The organism is Paenibacillus sp. YYML68, assembly GCF_027923405.1.
Lineage (GTDB): Bacteria > Bacillota > Bacilli > Paenibacillales > NBRC-103111 > Paenibacillus_G.
This window is the reverse complement of the sequence record NZ_BQYI01000001.1, coordinates 2,490,646-2,512,064: the sequence shown is the minus strand read 5'-3', so window position 1 is coordinate 2,512,064 and position 21,419 is coordinate 2,490,646. Positions and strand designations below refer to the sequence as shown.

Here is a 21,419-nt window from a genome sequence, read left to right as displayed (position 1 = left end):
ACGATCGCCCCTTGCGAGACAATCGTCTCTATCATCTATCTAGTATAGCATGAAAAGATAGAGATTACCCGCTGCTTACGACGGAGGTGTAATTTTCCACTTCGGACGAATGTCGTCCAGCTCATTCCAAGCACGCTGCTGCAGCATCATGCGCCTCAGCGGCAGCAAATAAGACTCATATTCCTTGTAGCTCGGCAGTCGCTCCAGATCCCGCCATAGCGATGGAAGAAGCGGACGAATCCGACTCTTGTCGCTCCGGTAATACGCCTTCAGCACGTCCGATTCGGCGAGCGGCCTCGCCTTCAGCTGACGGTAATGCTCGCCGACCAGCTTCGCCAGCGCCAGCACCCCCTTGGCGACACCAGGGGACACGAGCCAGCTCGGCAGCACCCGGTATTCGAAGCCGCCATGACGCTGCCGACGGAAGTCGCCGAGGAAGCCGTACTGCGGCTTGCGCCCTGCTGTCCGCTCATCCTCAAGCAGCGTGAGCGGCAGCGCGATGTAGTTATCGAGCGCACGGAGCAGCGCTACGTCCAGCTCGACGCCGCTGAAGTGAATGTGGCCGCCGAGCGGGAAGCCGCGCACCGGCATCCCGCCCGCTACCCAGCGCAGCGAGGTGTCGGTAATCTGCTTGGCCGCCAGCTGCATCGTATGATGAAGATGGACGATCAGCCTGCGGACGTCGGTGCTGGGCGCTGGACGGAGCTCGGCCAGCGGGAATATTTTGCGGCGGCTCGGCAGCATAATCGCATCACAGCCGAACGGACCGTCCTTGCCGACGAACTGGGAGGCGAAGCGTACCTTGCCACGATCTGTGACGAGTAGAAATTCGGGGTCGGCCCCCAGCATGACCGGCCGCTTCGCGCTCGTGCTCGTGCGCTCAAGCCACTTGTCGTAGCTGTTCATCGCGTCTGCGAACAGCTTCGCGAGTCGCGGCGTCAGCTCGGGGATCGCCTCCACGCTGCGAACGCATAGCGCGCCGCTCGCCAGCACGCGCACGTGTACGACACCATAATCAAGACCGAGCGCGTACAGCGTCTTGACCGCCTCGCGCATCGCGCGCATCGCATAGTAGCCAGGCTGCTCCGTGCCAAGCTCGACATATTCGGTCTCACGGCTTAGCGCCATCGGCACCGCAGCACCGCCACCGCCACTACCAATGCTACCGACACCGACACCGCCTGTCCGCCGACCTGCCACCTGTAGGCTGCCCTCTGAATAGAACACACCTGACGAGCGGTGAAACACAGCAAGCGGCTGCAGATGGAATACTGGCACCCGGTAATCGTGCGTCCAGCGTTCTCCCGGTGAAGCGTCCTCCCCTTCGAGACGGCAGTCGATGCCTTGCAGGCTCAGCAGCTCGGCCACCCGCTTCGGCTTCAGCGCGGCGACGATTGACTTGACCGGCTGCAGCGACTCAGAGTCTCCCTTATCTGGATGATAGCTGCCCCAATAGATGATGCGCCGCTCCTCCCGATCTGTGGAGGGCAGCCTTGTCCCGTGCTCGATCTGCAGCAGCTCGAGCAGCGGCGCGAGTCCAGGCTCGCGGGAATGAAGCAGATAAGCGCGCATATTGCTCCTCCTGTTCATCAGAGGTCACATGAGGTGAAGCAGGGGCGTTGACCGCCCATTTTTGGCGTCAGCGCCCCAAGAAACAAAAAAGAGGGCTGACGCCCTCTGCCGAAATCGAAAGATTCGGCATACATTATAGCAGATCCGATTAATCCAGATCGTCGTCGAGCAAATCCGGATCAAGATCCTCGAATTCGCCATCGTCTGTGCCGAAGTCTACATGTTTGTCTTCGAAATCATCGCAGCCATGAGGGCTTACCACCACGCAAACCTTCGTCTCTGCGAGCATTTCGACCTTGTATTCGCGTTCTACGCGAATGAGCACCGTGTCACCGCTGGAAGAAATGCTCGCTTCCACGCAATTCGGCTCCTGGGTCGCAACAGCTGTCACTTCAGCTGTCGACGGCTTATGCCGTTTGTCAACATAATGCAGCGGCACTACCTCACAATAGGAGACCGTTTGCTTCGCCACATCCGTCTTCGTATTCCGGTCGTAGGAATACCAGATGTTGATGTCGTAAGTACCCACCACTTCCACGTTCTCCCCTGACTTCACCGCGTCGTATTGGTTGTTGATGATCCAAGCACCCAATATGCTGGTTGGAGCATGAGGCGGAGTGACCGTGTTGGTTACTTGCGAGAATTTACGTCCTTTGCCGCAGACAGCCTTCGTATAGATCTCTCTGACTTGCAAGTCTTTATCTAATGACATCCTTCTAACCTCCTCCATACAATCATTCATTACATTTGTATGCAGGACATTCGTCTAGTGTGATAACTTTTTTGATATATTTTATTTTTCATTCAAGATGTTCACTCACCAATTAGACAACCCGACTCAGGAGCGCCCTCCGGCAGCGCCGACCGGACGCTTCTCCCGCCTTGCGACAGCCAAGTAATCCTTAAGCTCCTCCGCCAGCTGGAGCAGACAAGCCCGCACCTCGAACTCCTCCCGAGTCACAGGCAGACTCATCTGCTTGAATTGCTGCTCGAGCTCCAGCAGCTTGCGCTCCGTTCGCCCCGTGTAATGCGCAACCTTCACGTCCTCGCTCAGACCCTCAAACACCGAAGCGAGCAGCTCGCCGTGCGGCAGCGTCTGATACACCCTAGCGACGAGCTGCGCCATGCGCCCGATCGCATCCAGCTGTCGTTGCCTCATATAGAAGTAGACGCCCCACTCCCCACCGATCACGTTCACGAAGCTGTTATCCGCCTTGCGCTTAGCCGCCTCTCGCGCCTTCAGCAGCAGCTCATCGCATTCGAGCAGCTCCTGCCCGCTCCAGATGTAGGTCACATCCCTTAGATGATGCGCGAGCTCCCGGAATATGATCGAGAAGCGCTCCTCGACCTCGAGCCGGTATTGCTGCAGCTGCTTGTCCTCTCTGGGCATATAGATGACGTTCACGAGCGTAGCCGTTCCGAGTCCGACGATGAGCAGCGCCACCTCATTCAAGAGCAGCTCGTAGGTCACCGCTCCCTCAGCGAATACATGGAACATAATGACAGAGCTCGTGACGATGCCGTCCTTCAGCTTCAGTCTGCTCAGAATCGGGTACAGCACCAATACGTAGAGGCCGATCGTCCATACGTGGAAGCCGAGCAGCCAGAACATGCCGAAGCTGAACAAGAGGCCAATGATCGAAGCCGCGATGCGCTGCAGCGAGGTCGCGATTCCTTTGCGCTTCGTCACATCGACGCCAAGCACCGCCAAGAGGCCGGTAGCCAGCGGCGAGTCGAGACCGAGCATTTGTGCGATATAGATCGATAGCATGACAGCTATCGCTGTTTTGATCACCCGTATTCCCATCGCCCTTCCCCCTTCAGCTTGTCCGTAATCACGTCCAGTCTCTTCATCTTAATGCTTCTGCAAGCCGACTTCCACCCTCCTGTTATCCATAGGGTCAAAAAAAAGACGCATGCCCGTTCGCATACGCCTTCGTTAATCCGATTCACTCATCGCCGCACCAGTCTTCCCTCCACGAACGCGACCGCTTGGTACATCAGCGTAGCGGCTACAGCAATGACCGTGACGCTCGCAATGACGATCGTAAAGTTGAACACCTGAAAGCCGTAAATGATCAAATACCCAAGCCCCTGCTTCGATACGAGAAACTCCCCGACGATAACCCCGACCCAGGACAGACCGACGTTCACCTTCAAGGTCGACACAATCGTCGCGTATGAGGAGGGCAGGATGACCTTACGAAAAATAGTGCCCCGTCTTGCGCCGAACAGCTGCACGACCTTCACGAGCTGCGGGTCCACCTCGCGGAAGCTGTTATACACAACCAATATCGTTATAATGACGGTGATGGACAGCGTCGTCGCGATAATCGATAACGCCCCCGGTCCGAGCGCCACGATGAACAACGGCCCCAGCGCCACCTTCGGCAAGCTGTTCAGCACGACGATGTACGGGTCCAGCACGCGGGATAGAAACGGCGAGAACCATAGAAGCGCAGCAACCGCCGTACCGACCAAGGTGCCAAGCAGAAAACCGACAATCGTCTCCCACACGGTAACACCCGTGTGCAGCAAGAGCGAGCCGTCCATCGTCTTCTCATAGATCGTCATCCCGACTCGGCTCGGAGAGCTGAACAGCAAGCCGTCGATCCAGCGCAGTCTAGCCGCGGCCTCCCACATCACAAGAAACATGACGAGCAGAGACAGCTGAGTTAGCCTTACATAGAGCGTTCGCTTGCGTTCCATCCGCACGTATTGACCGCGCACCTGCCGCGTCAGCTGCTCCAGCTCTTCACGGCGTTCCTTCAGTGTTGGTCTCTCCACTTGCTTCACCCTCCTTCCGCTCCAGCTCTTCGGTCTGCTCCATCTGCTCGAACATCGACCACAGACTGCGAAACAGTCCGTGGAAGCCTTCCTTCTCCCTCGCCGACAACGGGTCGGCTTGACGAATGTCATCGGGTACGGTCACGTCAGCCAGCACACGACCCGGTCTTGGCTGGAGCACGATAATACGGTCGCTCATCGCGATCGCCTCGGCAATATCGTGCGTCACCAGCACAGCCGTCTTGCCCCGCTCCTTCAGCGTGCTGACGACGAGCCCCTCCAGCTGCAGCTTCGTCTGGTAGTCGAGCGCTGAGAACGGCTCGTCGAGCAGCAGAATGCCCGGCCTAGTCGCCAGCGTCCGCACCAGACTGGCACGCTGGCGCATCCCGCCCGACAGCTGCCAAGGATACGCTTTGCGGAAGGCAAGCAGCCCCATCTCGGCCAGCAGCTCGCGGACGTAGCTCTGATCCGCTTCACTCATTCGTCCGAGCAGCTCAAGCCCGAGCATGACGTTCTCCTCAATCGTCCGCCATGGGAACAAGTAATCCTGCTGAAGCATATACCCGACCTTCGGCGTCGGTCTCTTGATGAGCTCGCCGTCAATTCGTACCGAGCCGACACTCGGCGTCAGCAAGCCGCTCATCAGCGACAGCACGGTCGTCTTCCCGCAGCCGCTCGGTCCGATCAAGCTGACGAATTCACCGGGCTCAAGCCGCAGGTCGATCGCCTGCAGCGCCGCGTAAGCACCCTTCGCGTTAACATAGACGTGCGACACGCCCTTCAGCTCTATGGCAGCCGTATCCATCGATGCACCTCCTCCTTATGGCCAGATTCAGCAGCGGCCCTATGACGACCGCTGCGTCCGCCACAGCCATAATTACGGCTGTACTGTGCTTTTCGCCATTTCCGCAAATCGGTTATCGACGAGCACACCGTGCTCGGAGCGACGCTTCAGCTCGCCCGCCTTCTCCATCACATCCTGCAGGTTGTTCCACTCCGCCTCATCGACGATGCCGTCTGTTGCGTAGGAGCCTTGCGTTTTGTAGCGATCAACGACATCGCGGATAACCGCCATATCCGTATCCGGGAAGAACGGCGCGATTACCGAGGCGATGTCGGCAGCCGAGCTCTGCTGCACCCACAGCTGCGCCTTTTGCAGCGCGTTCGTGAACTTTTGCACCGTATCCGTGTTGCCCGACAAGTAGCTCTTCTTCGCCATATACACCGTATACGGCAGCTTGCCGCTCTCTACACCGAAGGAAGCGACGATGTACCCCTTGCCCTGATTCTGGAACACTGTAGCCTGCGGCTCGAACAGCTGGACGTACTCACCTGTGCCAGACGCGAACGACGCTGCGATATTGGCATAGTCAATGTTCTGAATGAGCTGCAGATCTTGCTGCGGATCAATGCCGTGCTTCTTCAGCGTGAATTCGCCCGCCATCTGCGGCATTCCACCCTTGCGCTGTCCGAGGAACACAGAGCCCTTCAGCTTGCTCCAATCGAACGGCTCAGCAACGGGCTGGCGTGATACGAGGAAGGTGCCATCCGTCTGTGTCAGCTGCGCAAAGTTGATCACCGGATCGTCGCTGCCCTGCTGATGCACATAGATCGACGTCTCCGAGCCGACCAATGCGACATCGATGCCGCCAGACAGCAGCGTCGTCATCGTCTTATCGCCGCCGAACGTCGTCGTCAGCTCGACCTCGAGTCCCTGCTCCTTGAAGTAGCCTCGCTCCAATGCGACATACTGCGGCGCATAGAAGATCGAGCGCGTCACCTCACCTACGCGAACCTTCGTAAGCCCGCCATCGGAATTGCCATTCGTGCAGCCTATCACGAGCATAGCCGCGGCCAGCACGACAGCTGTTGCTGCCGCCATCCATCCCTTCCGTCTGCTCCCCTTCATATGAATCCCTCCATCGTCCTGTTGGTTGTAGTACGATATCTTATGCACGAGCCCAGACCGAGGTGAAGGCATGCATACGTTATCAAGCTCTAGGTGGACGAAAAAAAACCGTCAGGCACTCATCGCCATGACGGTTCGTTATTTACCATTTGATACTTCTCACAAGCTGCAGCAGTCTCTCGCGCTCGGACTCATCGATTACCCAACCTCTTATCTCGTCGGTAATCGCGGTCAAATTCGTATAGCCCTTCGCCAGCCCGTTCAGTCGGGCCGCAACCGTCGACTCGGTCAGTGCAGCCTCATCTCGATACAGACTGCGCAGCTTCCCGACAGCATCAGGGTATCGCTTCAAGTAATATTTCTGATGCCGCTCCTCGGCAGGGGTGAAGCTGAGGAGTGGCATCACATCCGTTGCCGGCCTGGTGCCTTCTCGTCGCTCTATCGCCTCCAGCGCCGCTTCGATCCGCTCCAGTTGCTCCGAATCGCGATAGAGCAGTATCGACTGATACTGGCGACCCTTATAGTCGTTGATGTTCAGCGGGCTATGGTGACTCCAGAATACGTCGAGAATCCGTTCCAGAGTCAGCTGTGCCTCGTCGTATACAACCTCCACCATCTCCGTATGGTCGCCCATACTCCTGTAGGTCGGGCCAGCCGTTGTCCCACCCGCATAGCCCGTACACGTCCGTACGACGCCAGGCAGCGAGCCGAACAGCGCATCCGGGCTCCAGAAGCAGCCCATGCCGAGTGTGATCGTGTGAATACTCATGCTGCTACAACTTATAGATGTCACTGTACTTGGCCCGCAAATAATCAACGAGATATGCCGGGTTCAGCTCCTCGCCGGTCACACGCTGAATAATCTCAGCTGGCGTTAAGCTCTTACCGTGCCTGTAGATGCGGTCTGCGAGCCACTCCTTAATCGGCAGCAGTCGGCCCTCCGCCACAAGCGTATCCATGCCGCCGAGCTCCCGGTCGAGCGTCCTTGCGATCTGAGCTGCGTACATGTTGCCTAGCGCGTACGATGGGAAATATCCAAATAATCCTGCTGACCAGTGCACATCCTGCAGCACACCTTCGCCATTCGTTGAAGGTGTCACGCCTAAGTACTCGCGGTACTTCTCATTCCATGCGGACGGCAGGTCCGCCACTTGAAGGGAGCCGTCGAACAGCGCCTTCTCCAGCTCATAGCGGATCATGATGTGCAGATTATACGTAAGCTCATCGGCCTCGATGCGAATGAGCGATGGCTTCACCTCGTTCGTCGCGAGATAGAACGACTCCGCCGTCACCTGATCGAACTGGCCGGGATAATGCTGCTGCACATCGCGGAAGTAACGGCTCCAGAACGGACGGCTGCGTCCGATCGTATTTTCCCAGAAGCGGGACTGTGACTCGTGAATGCCCATCGACGTACCGGTGCACAGCGGCGTGCCGAGCAGCTCCATCGAGATGTTCTGCTCATACAGCGCATGTCCACCCTCGTGAATCGTGCCGAACAAGGCGCTGTTCACATCGTCGAGCAAGTAACGCGTCGTAATGCGCACATCTCCCGGATTGAGTCCTGTCGCGAACGGATGTACAGTCTCGTCGAGCCTTCCCGCCTCGAAGTCGTAGCCCATCTGCTCGAGGATGAACAGGCTGAACCGCTTCTGCTTCTCCTTATCGAACGACTGCCTCAGGAAGCTCGTATCCGGCCGATGAGGTGAAGACTGTATGTCGGACAGCAGTGGGACGACCTGCTCCCGCAGCGCGCCGAACACTTGATCGAGCTTACTCACGGTCATGCCTGGCTCGTACATGTCAAGCAGCGTGTTGTACTTGTGCCCTTCATAGCCCCACAGCTCGATGAATTCCAGATTCATCGCCACGATCTTCTCTAGATATGGACGGAACGAATCGAAGTCTGACTTCTCCTTCGCCTCCTCCCAAGCCGATTCGGATTGCGACGTCAGCACGACGTACTCCTGGTAACGGGCGGGAGGAATTTTGCGACTGCGGTCAAGCTCCTTGCGGCATTCCGCTACGATCCGGCGGTCGATATCGCTCAAGCGAGCCGCATGCTCAGTCTCCGTGAAATAATCAATATAGGCAGCCATCTCGTCAGACACCGACAGCTTGAACAGCTCGCCCGACAGCTCGCCAACCACCTCAGAACGGGCACCAAGTCCCTTCTTCGGCGCCCCGGTGCGCATATCCCAATAGATGAGCCCGATCGCTTCCTCATAGCTCTTCATCTTCTTCAAATATTGCTTGAACGAGGTCCATTTCGTTTCCCATTGCTCGGTAGCCATAGGTATGCCCCTTCCTTTACCATATAATAGAAGACATCCTCTAGATCATACTTGGTCTTGAATTCAGAAGCAACTTGCTCCACAATAGAAGGAATGCACGAAGGGAGAGGAAGACGAATGTTCATACAATTTACAGAGGATGCGGTTCAAGCGATCCGGGAACGAATCGGCGAGCGTGCCGGACGGCTCAAGCTTGTCTATGATAATGAAGGGTGCGGCTGTGCGGTGAGCGGCGTACCTGCGCTCTGGATCATCGAGGCAGCGACCGCGCACGACTTTCAGCTACAGGCCGAGCCGCTCGACGTATGGATGGACAACAAGCACGAGGTGTTCTTCGAGGAGAAGATGACGGTGGAGCGCAGCACGAAAAATGACCGCTGCTTCATCCTGAAGAGCAGCGGTCAAATCTATAACAGCTATATGCACGTAATCGATAAACGCGGGTAAGGGCTAGCCTTCGACTACTACGTCGAGACGGCCTGTCTCTGGATCGATGACAAGTCCATGAACCGGGACGTCAGGGATGAGCGGGTGGTTGCGGATCAAGTTCACGCTGCTGCGCACGCTCTCCTTGACATCGTTGAAGCCTTCGAGCCATTTCTCCAGACTGATGCCCGAATATTCGAGCGTCTGAATCGTCTCCTCGCTGATGCCCCGCGCCACAATCTTCTCCTTCACTCGCTCCGTGTTCACGCTGGCCATGCCGCAGTCATAATGTCCGATGACGAACACCTCTTCAGCGCCGAGCTCGTAGATCGCGACAAGGATGCTGCGCATAATGCCACCGAACGGCGCCTTGACAATTGCACCGGCTGCCTTGATGATCTTAACATCACCGTTCTTCAAGTTCATGCTCGATGGGAGCAATTCAATAAGACGTGTGTCCATGCAGGTCAGAATAACCATCTTCTTGTCCGGGAACTTGGACGTCTTGAACGGCTCATACTTGTGCTGCTCGACAAAGCTCTCATTATACGCCAACACATGCTTCAAGGTTTCATTCATCGTGTGTGCTCCTTCCGTATGTACCTTCCATGATATGTACGATTTACTACCATAATCATCTCTACTATTTTAACCCGATCGAGGGATCATGACAAGCGTCATGAGAACGTATCATCCAATGTCTTATTCTAAGTCATAGCTACCCGCGTCCAGACTGTCTGATTTGTTGCTGCCGTTGACGTTCCTCGATCACTTCGCTTCGGTCGCGCAGCGTATGCTTGTTCAGCAAATACGAATCACTATGATCGCTCGACCTCCCCCAACGCGCTATATCGTCCAGATGAAGCTGACACTGCCGGAGGAGCGCATCATCGACGAGCGGCAGGTTCAAGTCCTGGAAGGCTTCTGTCGCAGCCTGAATGCCAATAGAGGTCAGCCCTTCGAGCCTAGACTCCAGCAGCTGCTTCAACGCCTCCGTATCAAGTCCTAGTGGCCCCAGATTGGCCGTCTGCAGACGACTGAGTGCCGATCGGAACATCTTGACCGCACCTGCCTTATTCCCTCTCCGCTCATGATAAGACGCTACAGCGACTTGGATCAACGTGACATACGCTTCCTTGTTCGGATCGTCGGGATGCTCCTTCCAATACTCCTCCAGCACCTCATGACATTCGAAGTAATCGCGATCAATATGGAAATACCGATAATAGCGAATGAGTGCTTCTGGATACAGAACCATACAGATCCCCTTACCTCCTTTCCAAAAACATGATATGATATTCATTGTAGCAAGAATAAAAAAAAATCGAAACCTTTGTCCGCGCTGATCGTATGTATCAGTTGTAGACAAAAAAATACGATACTTGGAGGCATACAGCATGTTCAAAAAATTGTCCTTACTCGTTATGGCCGCAGCCATTGCATTCTCCTTTAGCGCACCGCAGCCGGTAGACGCGAAGAAGAGCTACAGCTCCTCGAAGAAGAGCTTCAACAACAATTCGTCGACGCAAACGCCTAACAGCAACGCGACAAACTCGGGTGCGACGAAGGCAGACCCTGCCGCTTCCAGCTCGACCGCTACGAAGTCGCCTACAGCTGCTACAGCTACACCTGCACAGAAGCCTGGCTTCTTCAGCGGCGGTCTGATGAAGGGCTTGTTGATCGGCGGCTTGGCCGGAATGCTGTTCGGCGGATTGTTCGGCGGTATGGGCTTCATGGGCGAAATGCTCGGCATGCTCGTGAACGTGCTGGCGCTTGTGCTGCTGTTCGTTGCGATTCGCAAAATCTTCGTCTACTTCCGCGACCGCAAGAAGATGAACGAGCAGCCACCGCGCGGCTATTAATGTGCCCATAAGGAGACCATCGCATGAAGCTCAATGAACAAGATATTATTAACGCGGTGTGCTTGAACGTCGCAGAGCGCAAGCTGATTCAGCCTGCACAGGTCGAGGTCGAGCTGCTGTGGGATGAAGATAACGGCTTCTCTGCAGAGGTAACGGCCGAAGGACGCAGCCAGTTCATTATCGCAGCGAACCTGCAGGAGGCGATCGAGCGATACTTGTTCAGCCATCACAATCTTCGCGTGTTCCGTGATCAGATTCAGCTTGAGCTGGAGGATGAGATCGTAGCTTATATTCACACTTGATCCATTTTGTTGCCAATCGTTAAGACCGTACGCTTCGACAGAAGCTGCGGTCTTTTTTCGTTCTAGCAGCAATTTCTATCATTTCCCTCGCAACTTCTTCATGCTTGCTGACGTTTAATAGAGTGGTAGATTACGAAAAAACCACTTAAGAAATGAGGCTGATGCATGTTGAAACGCAAGACCCTGCTGTCGCTCACGGCTCTCGTCTTGTTCTTCTCGGCAGCCGGCTCGGCGGTCGCTGCAGACAAGACGACCAAGTATCGTGTCTATCAAGACACGAAGATCATTATGGAAACATCCGACTACAAGACGGCGGAGCAGGCGGCACGCAGCTACAAGGACTCTCACGTTGAAGAGATCGGCACACGCAATTGGCTATGGCACAATTATCCACGCTATAAGGTGTATCAATACGGCTACAGTCCAACGTCCTGGGAGTTCGCGACGAAGGAGCAGGCGATTCGCGAAGCGTCCAAGTGGTCGAGCGCCAGCATTCGTGACCTGCAAGCAGGCGGGTGGATCTGGAACAACTACCCACGCTACCGAGTCTATCAAGGCGAGAACACGCTGAGCGGCTGGACGTTCGCAACACTATCGGATGCGGTTGCCGAAGCGAAGAAGTGGTCTAACGCCTACGTGCTTGATCTGAATACTCATCAGTGGCTGTGGGACAACACCCCGGAGGCTGTGAAGCAACGTACTCGAGCTGACCAGCCGAAGCTGTATCACGTCTATCAAGGCTCCTACACGAACGATAACTGGAGGTTCGCCCTGCTAGAGGATGCGGTGAAGGAGTCACTGCGCTGGGGGAGTTCGACTGTTGTGAATTCGACATCAGGGAGCGTAGTGCTCTCCAACATCAAGCCTTACAAGGTGTATCAGTATGAGAATGAGATCGGCGAATTTCTAGGCTTGGACGAGGCGATGAGCTACGCAGCCTCGTACGATCATACCCGAATTATCAAGACGGATGCGCCCATGCTGAATGGCAAGCTACAAGAAATATGGAGCAATTATCCTTATTATCAAATATTCCAGAACGATAATCGAATAGGTGACGCCAGCACGATCGGAGCAGCGCTGAGCTTCGCCCAAAAGTACAGCAATGCCTCCATTCGTCTCTACGGCAGTGGTACAGCGATCTGGGACAACCTGCGCAAGCTGCAATATTGGGGCTGGAACGGAACATCGACCGACAGCACCGTTCGGGCTCATGTAGCTAATACAACCGGAATGGACGTCGTCTCGCCGACCTACTTCAGTCTCAAGGACAGCTCCGGCACATTAACGGATACGTCCAACAAGGAGACCGTTGCATACTTGAAGCAGCAAGGCTTCTCGGTGCACCCGCTCGTGCATAACCAGTTCGATGCAGCGCTGACGACGAGCTTCCTGGCTTCGAAGGAGGCTCGGAGCAAGTTTATTACCGCACTAGTCGACAAGGCTGCGCTGCTAGGCGTTGACGGTCTCAATATTGACTTCGAGAGTTTGGCGAAGGGCGACCGCGCCAACTTCACGACCTTCATGCAGGAGGTGACAACCGTTGCTCATGCGAAGAAGCTGATCGTCTCCGTCGACCTGCCGCGCGGCAGCGTGAAATGGAACGCACAGACCGCCTTCGACCATGAGAAGCTTGCTGGTATCGTCGACTACATCATCACGATGACGTACGACCACCACTGGAAGGGCAGTACAGAGCCTGGCTCTGTTGCCGGACTGCAATGGGTCGAGGAAGGTGTGAAGGAGTTTTTATCCTACGGTATTCCGCGGGACAAGCTTATTATGGGCATTCCATTCTACGTGCGTGAGTGGGAGGTCAACAGTCAAGGTCAGCTACTCAGCAATCGGGCCTTGCTCATGAAGGATTTACCGGCACTGATCAAGACGAAGAATGCTACGAAGACGTGGGACCCGAAGTTCCAGCAATATAAGGTGGAATATACGCAGGATGGCAACAAGCGCGTCTTCTGGATGGAGGACGAAGCGACCGTGAAGGCCCGCATTGACATTGCCAAGAAGTACGATCTCGGCGGTGTGGCCGCTTGGCGTCTCGGCTATGAGGATGTCAGTCTATGGAGCATGATGCTGCAGCAGAAATAAACGCGAATCCGACCTGTAGTCATAGCTGTACATGAGCAAGAGGGCTTTGCCGTTGGCAAAGCCCTCTTGCTGCGTTCCGAATGGAACCGCTGGTCAGTACATTAGATGAATACTGTACGAGTGATGATAACCAACAAGATGAAGAGAACCAAGATTGTACCTGTCGAAGTCCAAACGTTTCCTACGCCGCAACCTACACCTGCACCTACTGCACCCATGTATAACGCCTCCTTATAATGTGTGAACCTTGTGATGAAACTCCGTCGAAAGTGTTTATGAACGAATGCTCTGATCAGCTTGCGCTTCGTGCTCCGTTTCACTCTCACCCGGTGTTCTCCTTAGTAACATATGCAACGGGTGCATCCGGTGTATAGACATGCGCCCGTTCCTCCTCATATTTGCGATTTCGACTTTCCTCCCATTGAGTATGCTTCCTTGACATTTATTTGAGCAAACGATTGCACAGCAATCGCTTTCATGCTATGATCAACACAACAACAAGACTCAACGCGATGAACAATAACGCTTCACCCATCTTATTCCTAGTCAGGAGGAACATTAATGCTCAAGAAGTCCAAGCTTTTAGCAGTGCTCGGTTTAGCTGCGTCACTCGTATTCTCCGCAATGCCAGTAAGCGCAGCAGTACAAGGCAAGACTATGAATTCCAGCTACAAATCGTACTTGATGGCCCCGTTAACGAAGGTGACAGACTGGACAACGTTCGAAAACGACCTTCGCTGGGCGAAGCAGAACGGCTTCTACGGTGTCACCGTCGACTTTTGGTGGGGGGACATGGAGAAGAATGGCGATCAGCAGTTCGATTTTTCGTATGCGCAACGGTTTGCACAAGCAGCTCGCAATGCCGGCATCAAGCTGGTGCCGATCATCTCGACCCACACGTGCGGAGGTAATGTAGGCGATACGTGCAACACCCCCATTCCGCAATGGCTGTTCAACCTGAAGACTGATGACAGTCTTTATTTTAAATCTGAAAGTGGATACATCAATAAAGAAACGTTGAATCCGCTTGCAACCGACGTTATTCAGACGCAGTACAGTCAGCTTTATTCCGCATTCGCCAGCGCGATGTCTCCGTACAAGGATGTAATCGCCAAAATATATTTGTCCGGCGGACCTGCTGGTGAATTGCGATTCCCTTCGTACGTGGACGGCGATGGCAGCGGCTATCCGAATCGTGGCAAGTTCCAGGTGTATACCGAGTTCGCCAAATCCAAGTTCCGTAGCTGGGCACTCGCCAAGTACGGCTCGCTGGCAGGTGTGAATAGCGCGTGGGGCTTGAGCCTTACCTCAACGAACCAGATCAACCCGCCTTCTGACGGCTACCAGTTCCTGAATAACGGCTACAACACGAATTACGGCAAAGACTTCATGCTCTGGTACCAAGGCATTCTGGAGGATCATGCGAAGCGCATCGGCTCAGCAGCACACTCGGCATTCGATCCTATCTTCAACGTTCCGATCGGTGCCAAAATCGCAGGCGTTCACTGGAAATACAACGACCCGACGCTGCCGCGTGGTGCTGAGAAGCCAGCTGGCTACAACAATTATTCGACGCTGCTCGATGCGTTCAAGACAGCGAAGCTGGACTTGACGTTCACTTGCCTTGAGATGGTGGATAGCGGAGGTGCTCCCGAGTACTCCATGCCGAAGACGCTTGTAAAAGAGGTCGCAGGCCTCGCCAACGCCAAGGGCATCACGCTAAATGGAGAGAACGCCTTGCCGATTGGCAACGAAACCGGTTACTTGCGCAGCGCGGAGATGGCATACAACTACAACTTTGCCGGCTTCACTCTTCTCAGATTTTACGATGTGGTCTACAACAACGGCCTTATGGATCGCTATCGCGACATTCTAGGAATTACGCCGGTCAGCCATACATTCATTGTGAAGGGCGCACCGACCGTGCCGGGCGATACGGTTCATGTCGTCGGCAACCGGGCTGAGCTCGGTCAATGGGATTCTAATTATACGATCGCATTAACGTACAATAGCGCAACCGCCGATTGGAGAGGCACAGTCGTTGCCCCAGCCGAACGCAATGTCGAGTTCAAAGCAGTCATCAAGTCGTCATCGGGAACGATCAAGTCTTGGGAGCCTGGCTCCAATAACGTATGGAGCAACGTCCCTGCTTCGCCTACAATCTACACGATCCAGTGGTAAAATCGAAACCGCCTCTATCCTTATGGACAGAGGCGGTTTTTTTGTAATCGATGAGCGGTTACATCTGGACGCCCTTCTTTAGCTGCTTCGGATGTCTTAGATCGTTCGAATTGTCGACAATTGGCAGCTGCTTGAAGCCGCTCTCCATCGGCGCCTGACACAGTGGGCAGGTCGGGGTTACATCGAATGCGAAATTGTCACGCATCCATCCCTTACAATTATCTTTCGAGCAGCACCAAATCTTGGTCTCCTCGTGTGGAAGCTGATCCAACGACGGTTTACGAAAATACATATAGACCCTCCCTAAATAGCTTCTTTGGTGCTATTCATCAAATGAAAAAATTCACACATTGAAAAAGGCTTCAAGGGAATTGCGAAAACCTTTTTTATGTGTGAATTTGAATATTTCTCAAACATGAATCATTAAGATAACTATACCACAATTGGAGCATACAAGCAACAGTGACATCTCATCTCTAGCCGAGACCGAGAAGCTTGGCCGCCCGCTGCACGTGCACCTTCACAGATTGACGACTCGTGCGGACCACATTCTCTCTAGCCAGCTCCTTCAAGGCTAAAGTTACTGATTCGCGTGTTGCACCAATCATATTCGCGATCTCCAGATGAGTAAGTGCAATATCGATCCGAAGCATCTCCTCCTCTTCAATGCCGAACTGATCGGACAGCTTCAGCAGCAGATGCAGCACCCGTTCACGGATCGTTCCGAGCGCCAGCTTCAGCAGCAGCTCGTCCCGCTCCTTCAACAGAGAGCTGAGCTCCTTAAGCAGCTTCATCGCCAGCTGCGGACGCTTGCTCAAGAACTGCTCGAAGTGCTCCTTCAGCACCGAGCAGATCAGCGTCTCCTCCAGCGTCTCGATATACAGTCCGCCTGTGCCGAAGGAGAACGAATCCATCTCGCCGAACATGTTGCCAGGTCCAAGAATCGCCGCAGTGAACTGCTTCCCCTCGGCGTTCAGCTTATACAGCCTCAGCTTCCCTTCTTTGAGGAAAAACAACCCTTCTCTCGTTCGTTCCGGCGTCTGCACCATCGTCCCCTTCGGCAGTTTATTAAAGTGCGTCATGGGCGCCATTCGATCGATCTCCTGCAAATCTTCTTCCGGTAGTGTCTCGAATAGACTGATCTTCGATAAATACCACAGCTTATCCATCATAACTACAGCACCTACTTCATCCTTAACAGCTCCTCTCTTCAATGTACATCAGGTTTACTCCTTAAGCAAACGCCTTGCCTCAAGCATCCGCTGCATCGCTGTAAATATTTCGACCAAGAGGAACAAGCCCGTCGTCCATAGCAGCCAATTCGGAACCATTATCATAATGGTAAATAAAATAAAGCCTTCCGTGCGCTCCGCAAGCCCTGCCTGGTAATAGAACGACTTCATCCCCTTCTTCTCCGACAGTGCGCCTACAGTCAAGAACACCGTCATCGAGAACACAATCGATGACGTCAGCAGCAGCAGCAAGAAAGCCGCCTGCGGGAAGCGCATGGCGAGGCCTACGATAACGGACAGCTCGACAATACGGTCGAACGTAATATCAAGCAGCGTGCCCCACGCACTCGACTGCTGCTTCATACGGGCCATCGATCCATCCACTGCATCCAGATAGCCTGACAGCCATAAGACGAGCACTGCGATCATTGGCATATCGAAGTATATGAAGCCGCCTGTCGTTACACCGATGATGAACGCTGCCCACGTCACTTGATTCGGGGTCAAACCGAGCTGAATCATCCGCTTAGCGGTGTGGCCGATGATCGGCTGTACATACTTTCTTCCATGTGTATCGAGCACGTTGCTCCCTCTCTCCCCTCTGATGCTTACGGTCTGCCGCCAAGCGATATCGCTTATTGCGCATGCTCCATCGGGATCACATGCAGCGGACCGGAGGTGATGCACACCAGCATGACGCTGCCGACAAGAGGCGGCTCCTGGCCATAAGACAGCTCGTTCATTCTGATGATCTCGCCCTGTACGTCCAGTTGCAGCTCGTACATGCCCTGTCTCCAGTGTACACGCAGCACCGTTGCACGCAGAGCTTCCAGTTCCGCGTCGACAGCTCTGCGCACACGCTCCGGAGGCAGGACCAGCCAGCCTCTTGCGGCCGAAGCAGGCTGAGCTACATCGTTGCAAGACAGCGTAACGCTGAAGTCCGCATTGCGGCTGCTGCGAAAGCGTGCATCCTCGAGCACTCCTTCGATCAAGGTGCCTGCGCCGACCAGTCGCGCCGCTACTCGATTCACAGGCTGTGCGTATAGCTCCATTGGGTGTCCGATCTGCAGCACCGTCCCCTCATTCATAAGCGCGATCCGATCGGACAGCTCGAAGGCTTCGTCACGATCATGCGTGACGAGCACCATCGTGAAGCGATACCGCTGCTGCAGCTCGTTCAGCAGCTGACGCAGCTCGCTGCGAATGCCGGGGTCGAGCGCGCTGAACGGCTCATCGAGCAGTAGCACGGTCGGCTCGTTCACGATCGCACGGGCGAACGCGACCCGCTGCTGCTGCCCGCCGCTCAGCTCGGCTGGATACCTCGCCTCGAAGCCTGTAAGCGCGACTGCTGCAAGCAGCTCGCGAGCAGCAGCGTAGCGTGCCTGCTTACTCCAGCCCTTCAGCTTCAATCCGAAGGCGACGTTATCGAGGACGGTCATATGCGGGAACAGCATCGGCTGCTGAAAAATCATGCCGAAGCCCCGCTTTTCCGCAGGGACATGATGCAGGGGACGACTACCGTATATGATTGCTCCTTCATCTGGCGCTATGAGTCCGGCGATACACTTGAGCAGCGTCGTCTTGCCACAGCCGGAAGGTCCGACGATCGTGAATCGTTCCCCCTTGGGGATATGCAGCGTCACCGACTGCAGGGCGAAGGTTGAAGCCTCAGACTTGCCACTCGAGCCGCTCGTGTAGGCTTTCGTTAATCGTTCGATGTATAAATCCTCCATTAGAGCGAGTCTCCCTTCAGCTCTATTCGATTCGTGCAGCTATGCGCGGGCTCATTGCAGCTTATCATATCTTCTCAGCCATACATTCATCAAGCCAAGCGTCGCCGCGGCGAGCACAGCGAAGACGATCGTATATGCAGCAGCTATGCTCGAGTCACCTCCACTGGCGAACGGCAGCAGCAGGATCGGCAGCGTCATCACTTGGCCGCCCCCGACGAGGAAGGTGATGAGATATTGACTAAGCGACACGAGCATGCTGAGCGCTGCGCCCGCCGCCACCCCTTGCCGAATATGCGGCCAGACGACGTAGCGGAGCCTTGCGAGCGGTCCCGCGCCTAGCATGGCCGCTTGCTCCTCCCACGCGAAGCTGAGCGTGCTGAAGCTGATCGTAAGCGCTCGGATCATATAGGGAAGGGACGGAGACAGATGAGCGAGAATGACACCGATGATCGACTCCGTCAAGCCGAATCGGATGAATGTCAGATGCGCGCCCATCACAGAGACGAACGCAGGCAGCACGATGGGTGCATACAGGAGCGCCTCGATCGCCCTTTTACCACGGAGCGTATGTCGAGCTAATGCATCAGCTGCAGGAATCGCAAGCACGAGGTTAATCGCGGTCACGCACACAGCAATGATGATGCTCGTCAGTACCGCTTCACCGGTATTGGAGGCCGGAGCTAACAGGTAGCGCCATGCACGAGCCGACACGTGCTCCGGTATAAGCTGAGGCCACGGCAGGACGGCATATAGCGAGGAGGGCAGCAGTGTTACGAATGGCATCGCCATCATAACCGCCACCAGCAAGAGCCCCAATGTAAGGAGCAAGCTGCGCAGAAGCGATCTTCTTATCATACCCACCTCTTGCGTGCGTCCGACCGACGCCGAACCAGCAGCCCATACCCAAGGACGCCTAGCAGAGCTGGAACGAGAACGAGCACAAGGCCAATCGCCATCGCCTCCGGCCGGTCTAAGAACGCTCCGTTGTATCGTTCATACGCAAGTACCGCCAGCAGCTTCGGATAAGTCACGCCGAGTACGTAAGGAACCTCGAAGGCCGAGAACGTGAAGGCGAATACGATGAACGAAGCCATACCCAGTGCTGGAGTTATCAAGGGCCACACGATCTCCTTAATAAATGCAGCGGAGCCTGCGCCCAGCATCCGGGCTTCGTGATACCACGAGTCGCGAATGCGGAGCAGTACGGGGATCAGAACGAGCATGATGAACGGCGCCTCCTTCCACGTATACGCTGCAATAATGCCGATGCCATGCGGATCGTGCACGAGGATCGGGAACTGCGACAGCTCGGTCGTCAGACCGAGCATATAGCTCACCCTGGATAATGTTCCGCTCTGCGAGAGCAGCACGTAGATCATATAGGCTCCTGCCAGATGAGGAACCGTCAGCGGGAGCTGCAGCACGCTTCGCCATATCGCTACGCGGCGGGATGGAGCCTTAAGCAGCAGCAACAACAAGCCTAGCGCCATGGCGCTGCCAAGCACGGCTGAGAGCACAGTGGACAGCAGCGCGACGCGAAGCGTGACGAGCAACGAGTGCCAGAACGCCTCGGAGCTGAAGATCGATCGGTACGCCTCCACAGATAGCTGCGGCCGTCCTGCACCTGGCAGCCACCCCAGGCTCTGCAGCAAACCTTCATTCACGCCTCCGAAGAAGAGCGCCGTGATGACGGCTACCGCTGGAAGCAGCATCACGTAAGGCTTACTTCTTCGCCACATGCTCCGTCCAGCCCTTCTCAATGAGCTCTACATAATCCGAAGGCAGCTCCGGCAGTCGGCGGCTTGCAAGCTCAGCGGCCGGCAGCGTTGCCGGACCCCGGTCGATCGCAGACAGCTTGCGCTGATCCTCGGGCGGCAGCTTCGCTGGATCGAGCGCCATATCCTCGCCCCAATGCTTCGGATCGTACTTCGCCAGCTGCGCCTCAGGGGACAGCATGTAGTTAATAGCGGCCATCGCCCCGGCAGCGCTAGGGGCGTTATATGGGATCGCCAAGTAATGGGTGTTCGACAGCGTCCCTCCATCCAGCATGAACGTGCGGGTCGAGGAAGGGAATGCTCCCTTCTCAATCAGGTTCGATGCCCGCGAAGGATCATAGCTCATGCTCATCCATACCTCGCCGCTCGTGAACAGCTGATCGAGCTTGGCGAGATTTTCCGGATACGTCTTCCCTTCGCGCCACAAGAGCGGCTCCAGCTCGTTCAGATACGTCCACAGCGGCCCAAGTCTTGCCTCCAGCTCTGACCGCTCCAGCTTGCCCATATAAGGCTGATGGCCGCCTGTCGTCTCGTAGAGCGCATGCCGTATGAAGGCGCTGCCTGTAAAGTCAGGAGGGGCCGGGTACGCGAACTTCCCTGGGTTGCTCTTCGCCCAGCCGAGAAGCGCGTCCATCGACCGTGGAGGCTCGCTAAGCTTAGCTGAATCGTAGATGAACACGAACTGCGCCTTGCCCCAAGGCGCTTCCATCCCTTCGGTCGGTAAGCCGAAGTCATTGGCAATATCAGGCGCATTCAGATCGGTGTACGTCACAGCGTTCGGCAGCTTCGAGGCGAATGAACCGAAGAGAAGGCCGTTCTCCTTGGCCGTCTTGAAATTTTCCCCGTTCATCCACATGATGTCGATCGTTCCCTCAGCCTTACCTGCCTGCTTCTCCGTTAGGAGCTTATTCACAATATCCTTCGTGTCATTCATCGGCACTCGTCTGAGCGTCACATCCGCCTCCTGCTTCAGCCGCGGAGCGACCCATTCGTCGATATATGTATTAATCGAATCGCTGCCGCCCCACATGTACAGCTGAACCGTCTGCCCCTTCGCCTGTGCGGCGATCTCCTTCCAGTTCGCTTGCAGCAGCGTTCGCGGTGCAGCTTGGCCGTTGCTGCTCCCACTCGTCTCCGTACCGCTCGTTCCGACGCAGCCGGACAGGAGCAGACTCACTGCTGTCACGGTCATCATCGTCAAGCTGTAGGCTCGTTTCATTCCATCGTCCCCTCTCGTCATGCCCTG

General features: G+C 55.5%; 22 protein-coding genes. 5 read left to right on the top strand and 17 right to left on the bottom strand.

The features are described from left to right. Positions 1-75 precede the first annotated feature (75 nt). The 8 genes from PAE68_RS11535 to PAE68_RS11500 all read right to left on the bottom strand — a co-directional run bounded on the left by PAE68_RS11535 (position 76) and on the right by PAE68_RS11500 (position 8,562). Complete coding sequence (locus PAE68_RS11535) at positions 76-1,572, bottom strand: putative amidoligase domain-containing protein (RefSeq protein ID WP_281887131.1); 1,497 nt, start codon at positions 1,570-1,572, stop codon at positions 76-78. A gap of 148 nt (positions 1,573-1,720) precedes the next feature. Then, positions 1,721-2,284 carry an outer spore coat protein CotE gene (locus PAE68_RS11530; protein WP_281887129.1) on the bottom strand — a complete coding sequence of 188 codons (564 nt, stop codon included), beginning with the start codon at positions 2,282-2,284 and terminating at the stop codon, positions 1,721-1,723. A 126-nt stretch (positions 2,285-2,410) separates the two neighbouring features. Further along, positions 2,411-3,379, bottom strand: coding sequence for an aromatic acid exporter family protein (locus PAE68_RS11525; protein ID WP_281887126.1), 969 nt, complete (start codon positions 3,377-3,379; stop codon positions 2,411-2,413). A gap of 146 nt (positions 3,380-3,525) precedes the next feature. Next, the gene (locus PAE68_RS11520; RefSeq protein ID WP_281891030.1) at positions 3,526-4,281 is read right to left on the bottom strand and encodes an ABC transporter permease; all 756 of its coding nucleotides are present in this window, start codon (positions 4,279-4,281) and stop codon (positions 3,526-3,528) included. A 46-nt stretch (positions 4,282-4,327) separates the two neighbouring features. Further along, entirely contained in the window at positions 4,328-5,164 is an 837-nt protein-coding gene (locus PAE68_RS11515; RefSeq protein WP_281887124.1) for an ABC transporter ATP-binding protein, read from the bottom strand. A gap of 72 nt (positions 5,165-5,236) precedes the next feature. Beyond that, positions 5,237-6,268, bottom strand: a complete 1,032-nt coding sequence (locus PAE68_RS11510) for an ABC transporter substrate-binding protein (protein WP_281887121.1) — start codon at positions 6,266-6,268, stop codon at positions 5,237-5,239. A gap of 142 nt (positions 6,269-6,410) precedes the next feature. Further along, the gene (locus PAE68_RS11505; RefSeq protein WP_281887118.1) at positions 6,411-7,037 is read right to left on the bottom strand and encodes a peptide-methionine (S)-S-oxide reductase MsrA; all 627 of its coding nucleotides are present in this window, start codon (positions 7,035-7,037) and stop codon (positions 6,411-6,413) included. A gap of 4 nt (positions 7,038-7,041) precedes the next feature. Further along, the gene (locus PAE68_RS11500) at positions 7,042-8,562 is read right to left on the bottom strand and encodes a carboxypeptidase M32 (protein ID WP_281887116.1); all 1,521 of its coding nucleotides are present in this window, start codon (positions 8,560-8,562) and stop codon (positions 7,042-7,044) included. 117 nt (positions 8,563-8,679) lie between these two features. Between PAE68_RS11500 and PAE68_RS11495 the strand changes: the two genes are divergently transcribed. Further along, a complete protein-coding gene (locus PAE68_RS11495) occupies positions 8,680-9,009 on the top strand; it encodes an iron-sulfur cluster biosynthesis family protein (RefSeq protein WP_281887114.1) in 330 nt (109 codons plus the stop codon). A gap of 3 nt (positions 9,010-9,012) precedes the next feature. On the opposite strand, the gene PAE68_RS11490 is transcribed toward PAE68_RS11495, so the two are convergent. Both PAE68_RS11490 and PAE68_RS11485 read right to left on the bottom strand, forming a co-directional pair. Further along, complete coding sequence (locus PAE68_RS11490) at positions 9,013-9,567, bottom strand: beta-class carbonic anhydrase (RefSeq protein ID WP_281887112.1); 555 nt, start codon at positions 9,565-9,567, stop codon at positions 9,013-9,015. 139 nt (positions 9,568-9,706) lie between these two features. Next, positions 9,707-10,246, bottom strand: coding sequence for a DUF309 domain-containing protein (locus PAE68_RS11485; protein WP_281887110.1), 540 nt, complete (start codon positions 10,244-10,246; stop codon positions 9,707-9,709). A 139-nt stretch (positions 10,247-10,385) separates the two neighbouring features. Here PAE68_RS11485 and PAE68_RS11480 point away from each other — a divergent pair, with 139 nt between their 5' ends. The 4 genes from PAE68_RS11480 to PAE68_RS11465 all read left to right on the top strand — a co-directional run bounded on the left by PAE68_RS11480 (position 10,386) and on the right by PAE68_RS11465 (position 15,433). Beyond that, complete coding sequence (locus PAE68_RS11480) at positions 10,386-10,850, top strand: hypothetical protein (protein ID WP_281887108.1); 465 nt, start codon at positions 10,386-10,388, stop codon at positions 10,848-10,850. Between the two features lie 23 nt (positions 10,851-10,873). Beyond that, positions 10,874-11,152 (top strand): YxcD family protein, encoded by a 279-nt coding sequence (locus PAE68_RS11475; protein WP_281887106.1) that lies wholly within the window; start codon positions 10,874-10,876, stop codon positions 11,150-11,152. Positions 11,153-11,317: 165 nt separating this feature from the next. Further along, on the top strand, positions 11,318-13,252 hold the full coding sequence (locus PAE68_RS11470; protein WP_281887104.1) for a glycosyl hydrolase family 18 protein: 1,935 nt from the start codon (positions 11,318-11,320) through the stop codon (positions 13,250-13,252). A 561-nt stretch (positions 13,253-13,813) separates the two neighbouring features. Continuing rightward, positions 13,814-15,433, top strand: coding sequence for a family 14 glycosylhydrolase (locus PAE68_RS11465; protein WP_281887102.1), 1,620 nt, complete (start codon positions 13,814-13,816; stop codon positions 15,431-15,433). 58 nt (positions 15,434-15,491) lie between these two features. Here PAE68_RS11465 and PAE68_RS11460 read toward each other — a convergent pair whose 3' ends face one another. The 7 genes from PAE68_RS11460 to PAE68_RS11430 all read right to left on the bottom strand — a co-directional run bounded on the left by PAE68_RS11460 (position 15,492) and on the right by PAE68_RS11430 (position 21,392). Then, the gene (locus PAE68_RS11460) at positions 15,492-15,725 is read right to left on the bottom strand and encodes a cold-shock protein (RefSeq protein WP_281887100.1); all 234 of its coding nucleotides are present in this window, start codon (positions 15,723-15,725) and stop codon (positions 15,492-15,494) included. 184 nt (positions 15,726-15,909) lie between these two features. Next, on the bottom strand, positions 15,910-16,605 hold the full coding sequence (locus PAE68_RS11455; protein WP_281887098.1) for a Crp/Fnr family transcriptional regulator: 696 nt from the start codon (positions 16,603-16,605) through the stop codon (positions 15,910-15,912). A 54-nt stretch (positions 16,606-16,659) separates the two neighbouring features. Continuing rightward, positions 16,660-17,247, bottom strand: coding sequence for a CDP-alcohol phosphatidyltransferase family protein (locus tag PAE68_RS11450; RefSeq protein ID WP_281887096.1), 588 nt, complete (start codon positions 17,245-17,247; stop codon positions 16,660-16,662). Between the two features lie 53 nt (positions 17,248-17,300). Further along, complete coding sequence (locus PAE68_RS11445) at positions 17,301-18,398, bottom strand: ABC transporter ATP-binding protein (RefSeq protein ID WP_281887094.1); 1,098 nt, start codon at positions 18,396-18,398, stop codon at positions 17,301-17,303. Positions 18,399-18,449: 51 nt separating this feature from the next. Then, positions 18,450-19,253 (bottom strand): ABC transporter permease, encoded by an 804-nt coding sequence (locus PAE68_RS11440; RefSeq protein WP_281887092.1) that lies wholly within the window; start codon positions 19,251-19,253, stop codon positions 18,450-18,452. Beyond that, the gene (locus tag PAE68_RS11435; RefSeq protein WP_281887090.1) at positions 19,250-20,137 is read right to left on the bottom strand and encodes an ABC transporter permease; all 888 of its coding nucleotides are present in this window, start codon (positions 20,135-20,137) and stop codon (positions 19,250-19,252) included. The genes PAE68_RS11440 and PAE68_RS11435 overlap by 4 nt, the downstream gene beginning before the upstream one ends. After that, a complete protein-coding gene (locus PAE68_RS11430; protein ID WP_281887088.1) occupies positions 20,121-21,392 on the bottom strand; it encodes an ABC transporter substrate-binding protein in 1,272 nt (423 codons plus the stop codon). The genes PAE68_RS11435 and PAE68_RS11430 overlap by 17 nt, the downstream gene beginning before the upstream one ends. Positions 21,393-21,419 lie beyond the last annotated feature (27 nt).